At 65.8% G+C, this 13645-nt stretch carries 14 protein-coding genes and 1 tRNA gene; 6 read left to right on the top strand and 9 right to left on the bottom strand.

Annotated elements, in window-relative coordinates:
* Positions 1-113 precede the first annotated feature (113 nt).
* From ABTW65_RS27605 to ABTW65_RS27595, 3 genes are read left to right on the top strand one after another with little or no spacing between them, the layout of a single operon-like run.
* A complete protein-coding gene (locus ABTW65_RS27605) occupies positions 114-551 on the top strand; it encodes a DUF6932 family protein (protein ID WP_350666159.1) in 438 nt (145 codons plus the stop codon).
* Positions 548-1933, top strand: a complete 1386-nt coding sequence (locus tag ABTW65_RS27600) for a helix-turn-helix domain-containing protein (RefSeq protein ID WP_350666158.1) — start codon at positions 548-550, stop codon at positions 1931-1933. The genes ABTW65_RS27605 and ABTW65_RS27600 overlap by 4 nt, the downstream gene beginning before the upstream one ends.
* Positions 1930-2778 carry a DUF4186 family protein gene (locus ABTW65_RS27595; protein WP_350666156.1) on the top strand — a complete coding sequence of 283 codons (849 nt, stop codon included), beginning with the start codon at positions 1930-1932 and terminating at the stop codon, positions 2776-2778. The genes ABTW65_RS27600 and ABTW65_RS27595 overlap by 4 nt, the downstream gene beginning before the upstream one ends.
* Positions 2779-3339: 561 nt before the next feature.
* On the opposite strand, the gene ABTW65_RS27590 is transcribed toward ABTW65_RS27595, so the two are convergent.
* The 3 genes from ABTW65_RS27590 to ABTW65_RS27580 form a co-directional block, all read right to left on the bottom strand.
* Positions 3340-3424 (bottom strand) — tRNA-Leu (locus tag ABTW65_RS27590).
* Positions 3425-3494: 70 nt separating this feature from the next.
* On the bottom strand, positions 3495-3977 hold the full coding sequence (locus tag ABTW65_RS27585) for an HNH endonuclease signature motif containing protein (RefSeq protein ID WP_350666154.1): 483 nt from the start codon (positions 3975-3977) through the stop codon (positions 3495-3497).
* 70 nt (positions 3978-4047) lie between these two features.
* A complete protein-coding gene (locus ABTW65_RS27580) occupies positions 4048-4482 on the bottom strand; it encodes a DUF805 domain-containing protein (protein WP_350666152.1) in 435 nt (144 codons plus the stop codon).
* Positions 4483-4574: 92 nt separating this feature from the next.
* Here ABTW65_RS27580 and ABTW65_RS27575 point away from each other — a divergent pair, with 92 nt between their 5' ends.
* Complete coding sequence (locus ABTW65_RS27575; protein WP_350666150.1) at positions 4575-5174, top strand: Maf family protein; 600 nt, start codon at positions 4575-4577, stop codon at positions 5172-5174.
* On the opposite strand, the gene ABTW65_RS27570 is transcribed toward ABTW65_RS27575, so the two are convergent.
* The 6 genes from ABTW65_RS27570 to ABTW65_RS27545 form a co-directional block, all read right to left on the bottom strand.
* Positions 5131-5739 (bottom strand): GtrA family protein, encoded by a 609-nt coding sequence (locus ABTW65_RS27570; RefSeq protein WP_350666148.1) that lies wholly within the window; start codon positions 5737-5739, stop codon positions 5131-5133. The genes ABTW65_RS27575 and ABTW65_RS27570 overlap by 44 nt on opposite strands.
* 94 nt (positions 5740-5833) lie before the next feature.
* The gene (locus tag ABTW65_RS27565; protein ID WP_350666147.1) at positions 5834-7012 is read right to left on the bottom strand and encodes an acyl-CoA dehydrogenase family protein; all 1179 of its coding nucleotides are present in this window, start codon (positions 7010-7012) and stop codon (positions 5834-5836) included.
* A 158-nt stretch (positions 7013-7170) separates the two neighbouring features.
* On the bottom strand, positions 7171-8058 hold the full coding sequence (locus tag ABTW65_RS27560; protein ID WP_350666145.1) for a carbohydrate ABC transporter permease: 888 nt from the start codon (positions 8056-8058) through the stop codon (positions 7171-7173).
* Positions 8058-9080 carry a carbohydrate ABC transporter permease gene (locus ABTW65_RS27555; RefSeq protein ID WP_350666143.1) on the bottom strand — a complete coding sequence of 341 codons (1023 nt, stop codon included), beginning with the start codon at positions 9078-9080 and terminating at the stop codon, positions 8058-8060. Before ABTW65_RS27555 ends, ABTW65_RS27560 begins: the two co-directional genes overlap by 1 nt.
* A gap of 4 nt (positions 9081-9084) precedes the next feature.
* Complete coding sequence (gene ngcE / locus ABTW65_RS27550; RefSeq protein WP_350666141.1) at positions 9085-10494, bottom strand: N-acetylglucosamine/diacetylchitobiose ABC transporter substrate-binding protein; 1410 nt, start codon at positions 10492-10494, stop codon at positions 9085-9087.
* Between the two features lie 51 nt (positions 10495-10545).
* Entirely contained in the window at positions 10546-11307 is a 762-nt protein-coding gene (locus ABTW65_RS27545) for a sugar isomerase domain-containing protein (protein WP_350666139.1), read from the bottom strand.
* A gap of 112 nt (positions 11308-11419) precedes the next feature.
* Between ABTW65_RS27545 and ABTW65_RS27540 the strand changes: the two genes are divergently transcribed.
* On the top strand, positions 11420-12382 hold the full coding sequence (locus ABTW65_RS27540) for an N-acetylglucosamine kinase (protein WP_350666137.1): 963 nt from the start codon (positions 11420-11422) through the stop codon (positions 12380-12382).
* Between the two features lie 67 nt (positions 12383-12449).
* On the top strand, positions 12450-13645 hold a 1196-nt coding region (locus ABTW65_RS27535), incomplete at its 3' end, for an acetyl-CoA carboxylase biotin carboxylase subunit (RefSeq protein ID WP_350666135.1).

The raw sequence follows: 13645 nt of genomic DNA, 5'->3' as shown, positions 1-13645 counted from the left end.
GCAGTGCGCTCGATCCTTGCCACGCTAGCCCCGCCGACGGTTGTCCGCGCGCGATTCGGCCCTCCAGGAGCGAAACTACCCCAATCCAGACAACACAATGATAATGTTGTGTCGTGCTGCCAGACCTGACGTCGGCCGGGGTGCTCCCGCCCGGGATACACAAGGCCAGCTGGGACGAGCTCGTTCAAGCCTTCGGGACGAACGAGCGTCGACGGATGCTGCTGGGGGGACTCTCGGCTGCCTGTTTAGCCCTGGCAGACGCCGGCTGTACGCAGCTGTGGGTCGACGGCAGCTTCGTGACCGACAAGGACCGACCGGGTGACTACGACGCATGCTGGGACCCGGAGGGCGTTGATAGACCGCTACTGGACCCAGTGTTAGTCGACTACAGCCATGCCGGAAGGGAGGCGATCAAGGCCAAGTACTTGGGCGACGTCCTGATTGCAGGTGTAGAGATCGGCTCGGGGTTGTCCTTCGTGGAGTTTTTTCAACGCACCCGCGACGGCGGCACGAAGGGAATTGTTCTGCTCAACCCGAAGGAGGTCCCATGATCCGCAACGAACGCCAATACCGGGTAACACAGAGCGAACGCGACCGGCTACTTACCGAGCTCGACCAGCTCCCGCAGGCAAGCGCGCCCGACTGGGTCGTCAAGGCTACTCGCGATGCTCTCACTTCCCAGGTTTTGGAGATGGATGGCGAACTGACCGAGTACGAAGCGCTGCGCTCGGGCTCCATAGCAGCAGTGTCCGAGGTCACGAATCTGGCCGAACTGCCTCACACCTTGATCCGAGCCCGGATCGCGGCACAACTCACCCAACGCGATCTCGCCGAGCGCCTCGGGCTGCGCGAACAGCAGATACAGCGCTACGAAGCCAACGACTACTCCGGCGCCAGTCTCAACCGCCTAGAGGAGATCATGCAGGCGCTCGGTGTCACTTTCCAAGGGGAGGTGACGCTGCCCTCTACCGGCGGTGGCGGAGCTGCGCTACGCCGCAACCTCACCGACCTGGGCATTAGCAAGGAGACACTCAGCCGTCGCATCTTCGGTACTGAGGTCGGCACTAGCCCAGGGGGCGGTTGGATGAACGCCGCAGCCCGTGCAGCCAGAATCTTCAAGGCCGACATCAGTGAAGTTGTCGCGGGTCAAATCCCTGCACTCGCTAACGCGGGCGCCTTCCGTGCCTCGTCGGCAGCGAACGTCCAGGCAGTAAACGGCTACGCGCGCTATGCCCAGTACCTCGGCGAACTTCTAGTACAAGCCTGCAAAACCGACTATCAGCCACTGCCTGAGCTCGCAGAACTGCGAGCAGAACTATCTGGGCCTTTGGCGGACCAGCCGTTGGCCACCCTGACCAGACTGTGCTGGGAGCACGGCATTCCAGTCCTCCCGCTGTCCGACCCGGGCACCTTCTATGGAGCTTGTTGGCATATTGAGGACCGTCCTGTCGTCGCCCTCAAGCACGGGGTCCGCAGCCCCGACCGGTGGGCCTTTCTACTCGCACACGAGATGGATCACGCCAACAATCCCAGCGACGAGGCCGTCATAGAAGCAGATGTCGACGCTCACGACTGGCGCAAACTCCCCTCCGAGCGAGCTGCAGATGACTTCGCGTCCGAACTGCTGTTGGGCGACACCGCCGAGGCAATGCTGCATGTCGCGCTTGACCAAGCCGGCAGAGACGTGGCACGACTCAAGTCCGTGCTGCCCGCAGTGGCCGCTGCTGGCGAGGTCTCGGTGGGCGTACTCGCTGACTACGCCGCCACCCGCATCGGTGCCGAGGGATTTAATTGGTGGCCGGCAGCCAACGCACTGCACCCCGCCGACCAGGACGCCTGGGTGGTATGTCGGAGCATTCTGTTCGAGTACGTCGACTTCTCCCGCCTGGACTCCTTGGACCGGGAGATTCTCATCGATGGGATCGGGATATGAGCGCTTACCCCTTCGACCCAGACCTGATCGAGCAGCTGCGGCAGAAGATCGCTTCCAAGCACGAGGAGTTGTCCAGCGGACCGGCTCCCCCGGGCATGGTGCCACTAAAGATTGTGTGCACGATGACGTCGTGTAATCACGGCCGCCACTGCCTCGATCACCTGCGCCGGCCTCACAAGTACAGTGGGGAGGTCGCCCCGGGGAACTGCCGCGATTGTGGTGCCCCCGTGACGACCATGCCCGGCGCAGGCGACCTCCGCTACGGCGACCCCGACCAGTTGGCGAGCACGCTAGAGAGTCAACAGCACGAGCTCATCCGCGCCCACTACTGGCATGTCCCGATCGACGAATGGGCATACAACCAGGCACTCAGGCTAGGAAAGACTGAGCTCCTGCACCGCATTGAGAAGGCCGTCGTCGCAGCTATGACTTCGACAGACGCCTGGGCGGGACGCGCCGCGCCCTACACCAAGAACATCGTGGCCTACGCACAACATGCCACCGCAACCTGCTGTCGAAACTGCGGGGCATACTGGCACGGCATCTCCCGCGACCAGAGTGTCGCACCGACCACCGAACAACTCAACCACACCGTCTGGGCAGCACAGGCATGGCTGAACATCAGACTTCCCGACCTCCCAGAGTTCGGCCGCGAGGTCCCTGCTATCCGACGTGCCAACCTGCCTGGCACTGACCGTGTCAGCATGATCGATGACCAGGTCATGGACAAGCTCACCGCAGGAACCGATCCGACGGGACTCGTCGTCCCAGACGATACTCACCTCAGCATCACCGCCGCCCGAGGCTCCCTAGTCGTGGCCCGGATGATCAACATCGACCGCTGACTAGCCCGCGGCTGTGGATTGAGCCTGTCAACGAAATCGGCAAACAGGTGCTCGCGTCGCTGACGCAGTGCATCAGTGTCTACGAGCAGAGTTGTCACATCTCCTCCCCCACCCCTCCAGAGCGACCACCGCCACTTTCGCCGCGACCTCGATCTGAGCCTCGGGCACGCCACAGATACGGAGGCTGGAGGCGGCAACGGCATGGAGTTCCGCCGTGCTGACCATGTCGCCCGACGTACGAGTTCGGATGACGCTCTCAACTTTGTTCAGGATCAGGTCACCCAGTTGGCGCAGAGATATGGAGTCGATGACGGCCGGCGAGCCACACGCGAGAGCGAGCAAGACTCAGATCGTGCAAGAGCTACACGACGCTGCTCGCGGTTACGAGCACCTGAACGAGATTTAGCGCGCTGCTCTTCGTGGTACCGCGACGTCGTCGGCGGCCACCACCAGCACCCCCAGAACGAACAGAACTCCCCAACGAGAACGCTGGGGAGTTCGACTCAACCGAAGCACCACTACTTCAGGACCTTCTGCGTGAAGGTTGGAATAGAGGTGCTCTGGTGCCGAAGGCGGGACTTGAACCCGCACGCCCTGGAGCACAGCATCCTAAGTGCTGCGTGTCTGCCAATTCCACCACTTCGGCGAGCGGCGATCAGTCTAGAGGCTGACGGCCGCAACCAGACAGCCGACGGCGCAGAACGTGCCGGTGTGTCCTACCCGCCGGCCAAGGCGTACTTCCCACGACTCGCGCCACTGAAGTTCGGGGTCTGACTGTGGCAGTTGGGGCAGAGGAACCGAAGGTTGTCGGCGAGGTTGTTGTGGAAGTCGCCATCGATGTGATCGATATGGAGGCGGAGGGGCTTTCCTCGCCACCTCTCGCCACAGCCACACTCGGCACACACGTACGGCCGACCTATCTCGAGGAGCGCTCGTCGCAGCATGGGCGGCTTCGCTCGCCCGCTGCCTGGCGGTCGCACGACGAGGATCTTGTCTGCAGAGTGTCGGGCATGTGCGCCCGTGCCGACATACCGAACGAAGTGGCTGGTGTCGATGTCCATCTTCTTGAGCATCCGGCTGATGTGGGCGTGGGTTCCACCCGCTTGGTTGAGACCGAGGTGCCGAAGTACGCCGGCGACGGATGTCGAGTTGTCGACCGCTTCCTGCAACATCTCCTGTGTGTACTTCCGCCAGGCCATGGAATGACAGTAAGCCTGGCCACCGACACTTTTCGGTGGCCAGGCTTACCTGCGAAGGACCAGAGTCGCGTCAGGCGACGTTGTACTTGTCGCCCTCGGCCTTCTCGGGCAGGGCCCAGAAGACGATCAGCACAATGATGCCGACGCAGGTCAGGTAGAGCAGCTGCCACCAGCCGGAGCGGCCGGTGTCGTGCAGACGGCGGGCGCCGACAGCGAGGGACGGGACCAGGACGGCGAGCCCGAAGATCCCGCCGATGATGGAGCCGGCGGTCGAGTCTGCGCCGAGGATCACGTTGATCGCCATGTTGACGACGACCGCAGCGAACCAGGGCCACCAGAACTCGGACCGGCTGGCGCGGCCCTCGAAGGAGGCGTACTTCTTGAAGAAGCGCACGATGGCGTCGCGGGGCGACGCGCCGCGGAGCGGCTGGCTCAGCGGAACTTCGCCCACGGGACCAGCGCCGTACGGCTGCTGCGGGGGCGGGGGCGGCGGGTAATCCGTCACTTCGGATTTCTCCTCATTGAGATGGGTTGGATGTGCGAAACCTAGTCGGGACGGACTCCGGGGTAAAGGACCGCTACCCCTAGGGTTGAGCCATGACCACGCTGGTCCTTGCCTCCAAGTCCCCCGCCCGGCTGCAGACGCTGCGCAGCGCAGGTGTCGAGCCTGTGGTGATCGTCTCCGGCGTCGACGAGAGCAAGCTCGATGGGCTGCCGCCGACGGAGCTGGCGCTCGGGCTCGCCGAGCTCAAGCGGGACGCGGTCGCCGGCCGTCCCGAGGTGCCCGAAGGGGCGCTCGTGCTGGGGTGCGACAGCGTCCTCGAGCTCGACGGGAAGCCCCTGGGGAAGCCGCACGATCCGGAGGAGGCGACTCAGCGCTGGCGGGGGATGCGGGGGCGCAGCGGCGTACTCGTCTCCGGGCATGCGCTGGTCGACACCGCGACGGGTCAGCAGGTGTCGCAGACCGCTGCCACCACGGTGCACTTCGCCGATGTGAGGGACGAGGAGATCGCTGCGTACGTCGCGACCGGCGAGCCGCTGCACGTCGCGGGCGCGTTCACGATCGACGGACTCGGCGGGGCGTTCATCACCGGGATCGAGGGCGACCACCACAACGTCGTCGGGTTGAGCCTGCCGCTGCTACGCGACCTGCTCAGCCAGCTCGGTCACGCGTGGCCGGCTCTGTGGAACCGGTGACCGACTCGCGACGCTCCGGGGTCATCAGTACCGTCGCGCCGCCCGCGGCCGCTTTCAGCGCGGCGGCCTCCTCCTCGACGCTGCCGTAGACCTGCGTGTAGCGGATCGGGCGGCCGAAGACGAACTTCCGGAAGAGGAAGAACCGGGCGATCTGGCCCAGCAGCACGCCGACCACGTTGGCCGACAGGTTGTCGGCGATCGCGCTGTCCCAGCCGATCACGCTACGGGTGACGTACAGACACCCCACCGGCAGCAGCATCGTGACCGCGTTGATCATGACGTACGCCGTGAACCCGCCGTCGGCATGGTCGGAGACACGGTGGCGGAAGGTCCAGCGACGGCTCAGGTCGTAGCTGATCAGCATGCCGACCGTGTTGGCGATGATGTAGGCCGGGATCGGCTGACCGTTCATCGGTCCGGCGCCCATGAAGAAGCCGTGGACCAGTCCGTTGAACAGCACGAAAGCGACTGCTGTCGCAATTCCGCCGACCATCATGAAGCGGACCACCTCTCCGAAGAGGCGGGTGCGACGCAGCCGTCCTAGCAGCTGTCCCCCGAACACCATGTGGCCACAGTAAACGGTCAATGGTGAGATGGCTCTTGATTACTTCGCGGGTTTCGTTCAGCGTGCCGTAAGATTCGCGCCTATTCGACGGGCTCTACTCCACAGGAAGGCCGAGACCTCTGGCGATCAGCATGCGCTGCACCTCGGAGGTGCCTTCGCCGATCTCGAGGATCTTCGCGTCGCGGTAGAAGCGGGCCACCGGATACTCCTCCATGAACCCGTAGCCGCCGAAGACCTGGGTGGCGATGCGGGTCGCGGTGACGGCCGATTCGGTGGAGTACAGCTTGGCGGCGGCAGCCGCCTGCTTGAACTCCTTCATCGTCACGGCGCCCGAGTCGAGCCCGGACTTCATGGCCGCGGCCTCGTACGTCAGCAGGCGTGAGGCCCGCAGCATGACCTCGAGGTCGGCGATCTGGAAGGCGACGCCCTGCTTGCGACCGATCGGGCCGCCGAAGGTCTGCCGCTCCCCCGCGTACTCGAGCGCCATGTCGAGGCAGGCCTGGATGCAGCCGACCGCGAGCGCGGCGATCGCGACGCGGCCGTCGTCGAGGGTGGCGAGGAACTGGGCGTAGCCACGGCCGCGCTCACCGAGGAGGTGGTCGGCCGGCACCCGGGCGCCGTCGAAGGAGAGCGGGTGGGTGTCGGAAGCGTGCCAGCCGAGCTTGTCGTACGCCTTCTCGGCGGTGAACCCGGACGTGCCCGAAGGGATCATGATGGTGCTGATCTCGGGCTTGCCGTTGTCACGGGTGCCGGTGCGCGCCGTGACGGTGACGACTGAGGTGATCGAGGAACCGGAGTTGGTGATGAACTGCTTGGCGCCGTCGACGACCCACTCCTCGCCATCGAGGACGGCCTTGGTGGCCGTCGCGCCGGCATCCGAGCCGGCACCCGGCTCGGTCAGCCCGAACCCGGCCAGCTTCTTGCCAGCGACGAGGTCGGGGAGCCAGCGCTCCTTCTGCTCGTCGGTGCCGTAGGTGAGGATCGGGTTGATGCCCAGGCCGACGGCGGCCTCGAGCGTGATGCCGATCGACTGGTCGACGCGGCCGAGCTCCTCGATCGCGACGCAGAGCGCGACGAGGTCCCCCTCGCCCCCGCCGTACGCCTCGGGGGCGGTCAGGCCGAAGAGGCCCAGCTCACCCATCTTGTGGACCACGTCGACAGGGAAGTGATGGTCGCGGTCCCACTGCGAGGCATGGGGCGCGATCTCCTTCTGGGCGAAGTCACGGACGACAGCACGCAACTCTTCGTGCTCGGGCTGGAGAAAGGCGGTCATGCCGCCACCTCCGTAGGGCAATGCAAAGAGTACGGAAGTGGCGGCCTGACGCCGATGGTCACTCGCTGTCGCTCGCTCATGCGCCCCAGGTTAGCGCTTATTAACCTGGGGCGCGAGATCCGCGTCACATCTGGTTCAGAATCCGGCCCAGATTCGGGTCAGCGGAACGTGCCCGTCGAGACCGTTCCGGCGATGCGCCGCTGGAAGATCAGGTAGACGACCAGGACCGGAAGCACCGTCAGCACCACCCCGGCGAAGAGCGCACCGAAGTCGACGTTGTAACCCGCCTGGGAGGAGAACGACGCCATGCCCTGGGTGAGCACGTAGTTGTCCCGGTTGGTGTTGAGCGCCACCGGGAGCAGGAACTGGTTCCACAGCCCGAGGAAGTTGAAGATCGCCACGCCGGCCATGCCGGGTGCGGCCATCGGCAGCATGATCTGGAAGAACGTGCGCCACTCGCCCGCACCGTCCATCATCGCGGCCTCGTAGACGTCGTCGGGCAGCGTCTTGAAGAAGGCGTAGAGGAAGAAGACGGTGAACGGCAGCGCGTAGGCGACGTAGGTCAGGGTCAACCCGGGCAGCGTGTTGAGCAGCCCGAAGCCCTGGAGCACGAAGAACAGCGGCACGATGACCAGGAAGACCGGGAAGGTCAGCCCGGCGAGCATCGTGTAGTAGATGACCCTGCGGCCGAAGAACTCGAACCGCGCCAGCACGTAGGCGCACATCGCCCCCAGCAGCATCACCAGCACCAGAGCGGTGCCGACGACGATGACGGTGTTGAAGAAGTACGTCCCGATGCCGGCCTTGGTCCAGGCGCTGACGTAGTTCTCGAAGCTCCACTCCGCGGGCAGGGAGAACGGCGAGGACAGGATCTCCTTCGACGTCTTGAACGAGGAGAGCACCACCCAGCAGAAGGGCACGATGACGATGACCGACCAGATGATCAGCATCGTGTGCGAGGTGCCGGCGACCAGTGCGTCGCCGGGCGTACGTCGCCCGCCCTCGGAGCGGGCAGCGACAGGCTTGTCCAGAGTGACGGCGCTCATCAGCGTACGTCTCCCTTCTTGTCGCGTCCGCCAGCGAAGTGGAAGACGACGAAGACCAGGGCGGCGAAGAGCAGCGTGACCAGGGCGAGCACCACGCCCATCGAGGTGGCGTAGCCGAACTGGCTCTTCTTGAAGGCGGTGTTCATCAGGTGCTGGCTCATCGTCAGCGTGCTGTTGGCAGGGCCGCCGCCAGGGGCGAGCGCCGCCATGAAGACGTACGCATCCAGGGTGAGGATCCCCAGATAGATGTAGGCCGTCTGCACGTTGTCACGGATCGAGGGGAGCGTGATCGAGATGGCGGTGCGGAAGCGGCCGGCACCATCGATGCGGGCAGCCTCGTAGATCTCTGCGGGTACGCCCTTGATGGCGGCCACGAAGAGCACCGTGTAGAAGCCGATGCTGGCCCAGATGATCACGAACATCGAAGCAGGCATCGCCGCACGCACCTCCCCGAGCCAGGCGTAGTCCTTGAACCCGTCGAGGCCGATGCCGGTGAGCATGCCGTTGAGCAGGCCGGCGGCGGGGTCGTAGACCTGAGCCCAGAGCAGACCGATGACGACAGCGGGGACGGCGTACGGGAAGAACGAGACGACCCGGTAGAAGCCGGACCCGTTCAGGCCGCGGACCTGACCGGTGCTGGGACCGGCGGTGGTCACGACCACCGCGATCGCCAGCGCCGCAACCAGAGTCACGAAGGGCACCACGATCGTGAGCAGTATGTTGTTGCGCAGTGCCTTGACGAAGGTCTCGTCGTCGAGGAGCTTGGCGTAGTTGTCCAGGCCGACGAAGTTCATGACCGGCGAGAAGCCGGTCCAGTCGGTCAGCGAGTAGAAGAGGGCCTGCCCGATCGGGACCACGACGAAGATGACGAAGACCGCGACCGGGAGGCCGAGGAAGACCGTCATGAACAGTGCCCGGTCGAGGGTTAGCTTGCGGCGGCGCCGGCCGGGGGCGGCCCCCCAAGGATTCTCCTCGGGGGGACCGCCGGCCGTCTGGGCCATCGTGGTGGATGGGTCCGGCATGGTGTCAGGAAACCTTGAGCTTCTCGATCGATGAGTCGTCGGCGACCTTGTCGAAGATGCCCTGGACTGCCTTGGTCAGGCCCTTGACGTCGAGGTCACCGGAGAGGAACGAGTTCCACACGACGAGCTCGTCGGCGTTGGTGCCGTAGTAGTCGTAGAACTGGTAGTTGAAGGTGTTCTCACCGGCGGCGTCGAGCATCGCGCTCTGCGACTTCAGCGCCGCGGAGCCGAACCCGTCGGCAGGGATGGTGTCCTTGACGATGGTCGGCGCGAGCTTCGTCTTGGCGAAGTTGGTCGCGGCCTCCTTCGACAGCATGGCCCGGAGGATCTCCTTGCCACCTGCCGGGTTCTTCGCCTTGCTCGGCACGATGAACGCCTCGCCGGCCGCGGCGCGGACGGCCTCGTACGGCAGCGCCGAGCTGTCGCTGAGGACGAACTCCGGGATGCCGGTCATCTCGAAGCCCTCCTTGGTGGCATCCTTCATCTCGTTCTCGATCCAGCCGCCGCTCGGGTAGAGGAGCGCCTGCTGGTCGTTGGACCACTTGGCCTGCGCGGCGGTGAACTGGGTGCCGGCGCCGCCAGGGATGAACATGTCCTGGCTGACCATCTCGCCGAGCTTGCCCAGGATGTCCTGGATGACCTTGTGGGACCAGATGCCCTTCTCGAGGTTCTCGAGCCCGAGGCGTACCTCGTCGCCACCCTCCTTGGCCGCCGAGTCGATGACCAGGGTGCGGTAGTAGGTCGCCGCCTCCTTGCCCCACGTCCAGAGGTACTTCTTCTTGGCCTTGGCCTTGGCACCGAGGTCGAGCGCCTCGTCCCAGGTCTTCGGCGCGGTCCAGCCGTTCTCCTCGAAGAGGGAGGCGGAGTACCACACGCCGTAGAGGGTCATGACGTAGTTGATCGCCACGAAACGGTCGCTGTAGGTGCCGGGCACCTTCACGTTCGGGTAGAGGGTCTCCTCGATCTTGACGCCCTCGTAGCTCTCGGCCTCGAAGACGTCGTCGAGCTCCTCGAGCTGGGCGGCGATCGAGCTGAAGCCGATCAGGTCCGCACCCGAGTTGTCGATCAGGTCCGGGGGCGTGCCGCCGACGAAGCGCGGCTGCAGCTCCGTGGCGATCTTGGTCGTGGCGCTGATCTTCAGGTCGGCATCGGCGAACTCCTTGCCGACCACGCCTGCGGCGAACTCGACGTAGTCGTAGCCGTAGCCACCGTCGAAGATCACTGCGTCGACGGTGCCGTCCTTGGGCATACCGAACGGGTTGGACGCGGACTTGGTGCCACCGCCGGAGTTGTCGGTGTCGCTACCGGGCGCGCCACACGCGGCGAGCGCTCCGGAGAACGATACGAGCGCCGCGCCGGCGAGGGTGCCGCGCAGAAGAGTCCGGCGATCGAGCCGGTGAAGCTGCTGGGACATCGTGCTGCCTTCTTTCGGGTGGGTTCCTCGTTACTTCTTCTTTACGGGTGTTCAGGCCATGCTTCCGATGCGTTCGCCGTAGCGAGCCTTTAACGCATCGTTGTGCTCATCGCCACCCGGGATATTGGCGGAGAGATAGAGGGGCGGGGTCTCGCCTGCCTCCTCGATCCTCGCGGCGGTGGCGAGGGTCAGGAGCTGGGCGATGTAGGCCGCCGTGATGGAGGAGACGGCGCCGGCGAGCACGCCGCCGTCACCGACCGGGACGGTTGCGTCGCCGAACGGAGCCAGGTTGTCGATCACCACGTCGGCGATCTCGGCCAGGCGCTTACCGCTGGGGTGCTTGGGGGTGACCGCGTTGGTGTGCTGGAGGCTGGTCACCGCGATCACCGTGTGGCCCTCCTCCTTCGCGCGCTGCGCGATGCCGACGATCGAGCCGTTGACACCGGAGTTGGACGCGATGAGGAAGACGTCCTCGGGGTGGAACTCGTGGAGCTCCCAGAGCTCGTTGGCGATGTTGGTGTCACGCTCGAGGAGGCCGCCCTTGAGATCGCTCGCCGGCCGGTCGCCCTTGAGGACCGTGTCGCGCAGAGCGATGGCGTGGGTGGGGATCAGACCACCGGCCCGCCCGGCGATCTCCATCGCGAACGCCTGCGAGTGGCCGGTGCCGAACGCCTGCAGCACGCCGCCGTTGCGGATGCTGCCGACCATCGCCTCGACCGCCGCGTCGAGGCCACCGGATTGCGCCATCGACTGCAGCTCGGACAGGCGTGTGCGAACCTGCTCATCGAAGGCTCCGAACACGTCTCTGGTCAATTAGTCCACCCACCTAGCAAACTCCGGCCGCGACCGTATGTCGAGGCCTGCGCTCGAAAACTATTTGGAGAGAGTACGCCTGGCAATGGTTTTCTGTTACGAAACGGTGTCAATGAATAACGACTATCTGGGACTCGACGCTGGAGGCACCAGCACTCGCGCCGTCGTGGTCTCCTCCGACGGACGGTGCCGAGGCATCGGGAAGGCCGGCAGCGGCAACCCGACCTCCGCCGGAATCGACGCTGCCACGACGGCGATCAGGTCCGCCGTCACACAGGCCCTGACCTCCTCTAAAGCCGGTACGGTCGCCGGTGCTGCCCTGGCGGTGGCGGGGGCGGGCGACCCCGGCAACCGGGCCGCGATCGTGGCCGCTCTCTCCGACCTGGTGGTGGTCGAGCCGGTCTTCGACTTCGATGTGCTGGCTGCGTACTTCTCGGGGACGGCGTCGCCCGACGGCTATGTGCTGCTCTCTGGCACGGGCGCGTCGGCGGTGCGGGTCGAGGACGGCCAGCTGGCCGGTATCTCGGACGGACTGGGCTGGCTGCTCGGGGACGTCGGCTCGGGCTTCTGGCTGGGCCGGGAGGTCGTACGTGCCGGGCTGGCGCCGCTCGACGGGCGGGGCGCCGCGACCGTGCTGACCGGCCTGCTGCTGGACCGGCTCGGCATCACCCCTGATGAAACGCCACAAGGCGGCCGGACAGCGACCCTCGTCGCGGCGACGGCGGCGCTCTACGCGATGCCGCCGCTGCGACTGGCCGACTTCGCCTCGCTCGTCTTCACCGCGGCAGGTGCCGGCGACGAGGTCGCCGCGGGCATCCTCGACCAGGCGGCCGAGGGGCTGAGGGAGACGCTGGCGGCGGTGCGTACGCCTGATGTCGAGGGGCCGCTGGTCGCGGCGGGGAGCGTCCTGGCCCGACAGCCCGACTTCGCCGCGCGGGTCGCTCCCGGGGCGGTCGTGGCCACCGACGGCCTCGCCGGAGCGGCCGTGCTGGCGCTGCGGCATGCGGGCGTGCTCGTCGACGACGCCGTGTACCGCCGAGTAACCTCATCGCTTGCGCAGCTCACCGAGGTGTGACAATCGTTACTACGGGCGGCTGGAGTCAGGGCGAGATGGCCTCCCCTAGCATGTCCATGCATTCACGATGGAGGAGTTCTCGTTGAGCAAGCCACTGACCAAGGTCCTGATCGCCAACCGCGGTGAGATCGCCGTTCGAGTGATCCGTGCGTGCAAGGACGCCGGGATCGGCTCGGTCGCGATCTATGCGGACCCCGACCGTGACGCCCTCTTCGTGCGGCTGGCCGATGAGTCCTACTCGTTGGGTGGAGCCACCCCGGCTGAGTCGTATCTCTCGATTGAGAAGATCATCGATGTCGCCCGCCAGTCGGGTGCGGATTCGGTCCACCCGGGCTACGGGTTCTTGGCCGAGAACGCCGACTTCGCCACCGCCGTGATCGAGGCGGGTCTGACCTGGATCGGGCCCTCGCCTGAGGCCATCGACGCGTTGGGTGACAAGGCCAAGGCCAAGCAGATCGCGCTCAAGGCGGGTGCGCCGTTGGCGCCGGGGCTCAAGGACCCGGTCAAGGACGCTACCGAGATCGTCTCCTTCGCGAAGGAGTACGGCCTCCCGGTCGCGATCAAGGCCGTCTTCGGTGGCGGCGGACGTGGTCTGAAGGTCGCCCGGACCCTGGAGGAGATCCCCGACCTCTACGAATCCGCCGTGCGTGAGGCCGTGGGTGCGTTCGGGCGGGGTGAGTGTCTGGTGGAGAAGTTCCTCGACAAGCCCCGCCACGTCGAGACCCAGTGCCTGGCCGACAAACACGGCAACGTGGTCGTGGTCTCCACGCGTGACTGCTCCCTGCAGCGCCGCCACCAGAAACTGGTCGAGGAAGCCCCGGCACCGTTCCTGTCCGAGGAGCAGAACAAGCGGCTCTATGAGTCGTCCAAGGCGATCTTGCGGGAGGCCGGCTACGTCGGCGCCGGGACCTGTGAGTTCCTGGTCGCCGCCGATGGGACCATCTCCTTCCTCGAGGTCAACACCCGCCTCCAGGTCGAGCACTGCGTCTCCGAAGAGGTCACCGGCATCGACCTGGTCCGGGAGATGTTCCGGATCGCCGCCGGCGAGGAGCTCGGCTATGAGGACCCGGAGGTCCGTGGCCACTCCATCGAGTTCCGGATCAACGCCGAGGACGGCGGCAACAACTTCATGCCCGCCCCCGGCACCCTGACCGAATGGGCACCCCCCGCCGGACCCGGGGTGCGCCTGGACGGTGGCTACGAGAAGGGCGAGACCATCCCGGGCTCCTTCGACTCGTTGATCGCCAAGCTGATCGTCTCCGG

It is taken from the genome of Nocardioides sp. NPDC127503, from assembly GCF_040302165.1.
Lineage (GTDB): Bacteria > Actinomycetota > Actinomycetes > Propionibacteriales > Nocardioidaceae > Nocardioides.
Note: the sequence above shows the minus strand (reverse complement) of the source record. Positions and strands in the feature narration are given on the sequence as shown.

Excerpts from the sequence above, each read along its gene's own strand:
- ABTW65_RS27600 (WP_350666158.1), top strand. The coding sequence starts at position 548 with ATGATCCGCAACGAACGCCAATACCGGGTAACACAGAGCGAACGCGAC.
- ABTW65_RS27595 (WP_350666156.1), top strand. The coding sequence starts at position 1,930 with ATGAGCGCTTACCCCTTCGACCCAGACCTGATCGAGCAGCTGCGGCAG.
- ABTW65_RS27585 (WP_350666154.1), bottom strand. The coding sequence starts at position 3,977 with ATGGCCTGGCGGAAGTACACACAGGAGATGTTGCAGGAAGCGGTCGAC.
- ABTW65_RS27575 (WP_350666150.1), top strand. The coding sequence starts at position 4,575 with ATGACCACGCTGGTCCTTGCCTCCAAGTCCCCCGCCCGGCTGCAGACG.
- ABTW65_RS27570 (WP_350666148.1), bottom strand. The coding sequence starts at position 5,739 with ATGGTGTTCGGGGGACAGCTGCTAGGACGGCTGCGTCGCACCCGCCTC.
- ABTW65_RS27565 (WP_350666147.1), bottom strand. The coding sequence starts at position 7,012 with ATGACCGCCTTTCTCCAGCCCGAGCACGAAGAGTTGCGTGCTGTCGTC.
- ABTW65_RS27560 (WP_350666145.1), bottom strand. The coding sequence starts at position 8,058 with ATGAGCGCCGTCACTCTGGACAAGCCTGTCGCTGCCCGCTCCGAGGGC.
- ABTW65_RS27555 (WP_350666143.1), bottom strand. The coding sequence starts at position 9,080 with ATGCCGGACCCATCCACCACGATGGCCCAGACGGCCGGCGGTCCCCCC.
- ngcE (WP_350666141.1), bottom strand. The coding sequence starts at position 10,494 with ATGTCCCAGCAGCTTCACCGGCTCGATCGCCGGACTCTTCTGCGCGGC.
- ABTW65_RS27540 (WP_350666137.1), top strand. The coding sequence starts at position 11,420 with ATGAATAACGACTATCTGGGACTCGACGCTGGAGGCACCAGCACTCGC.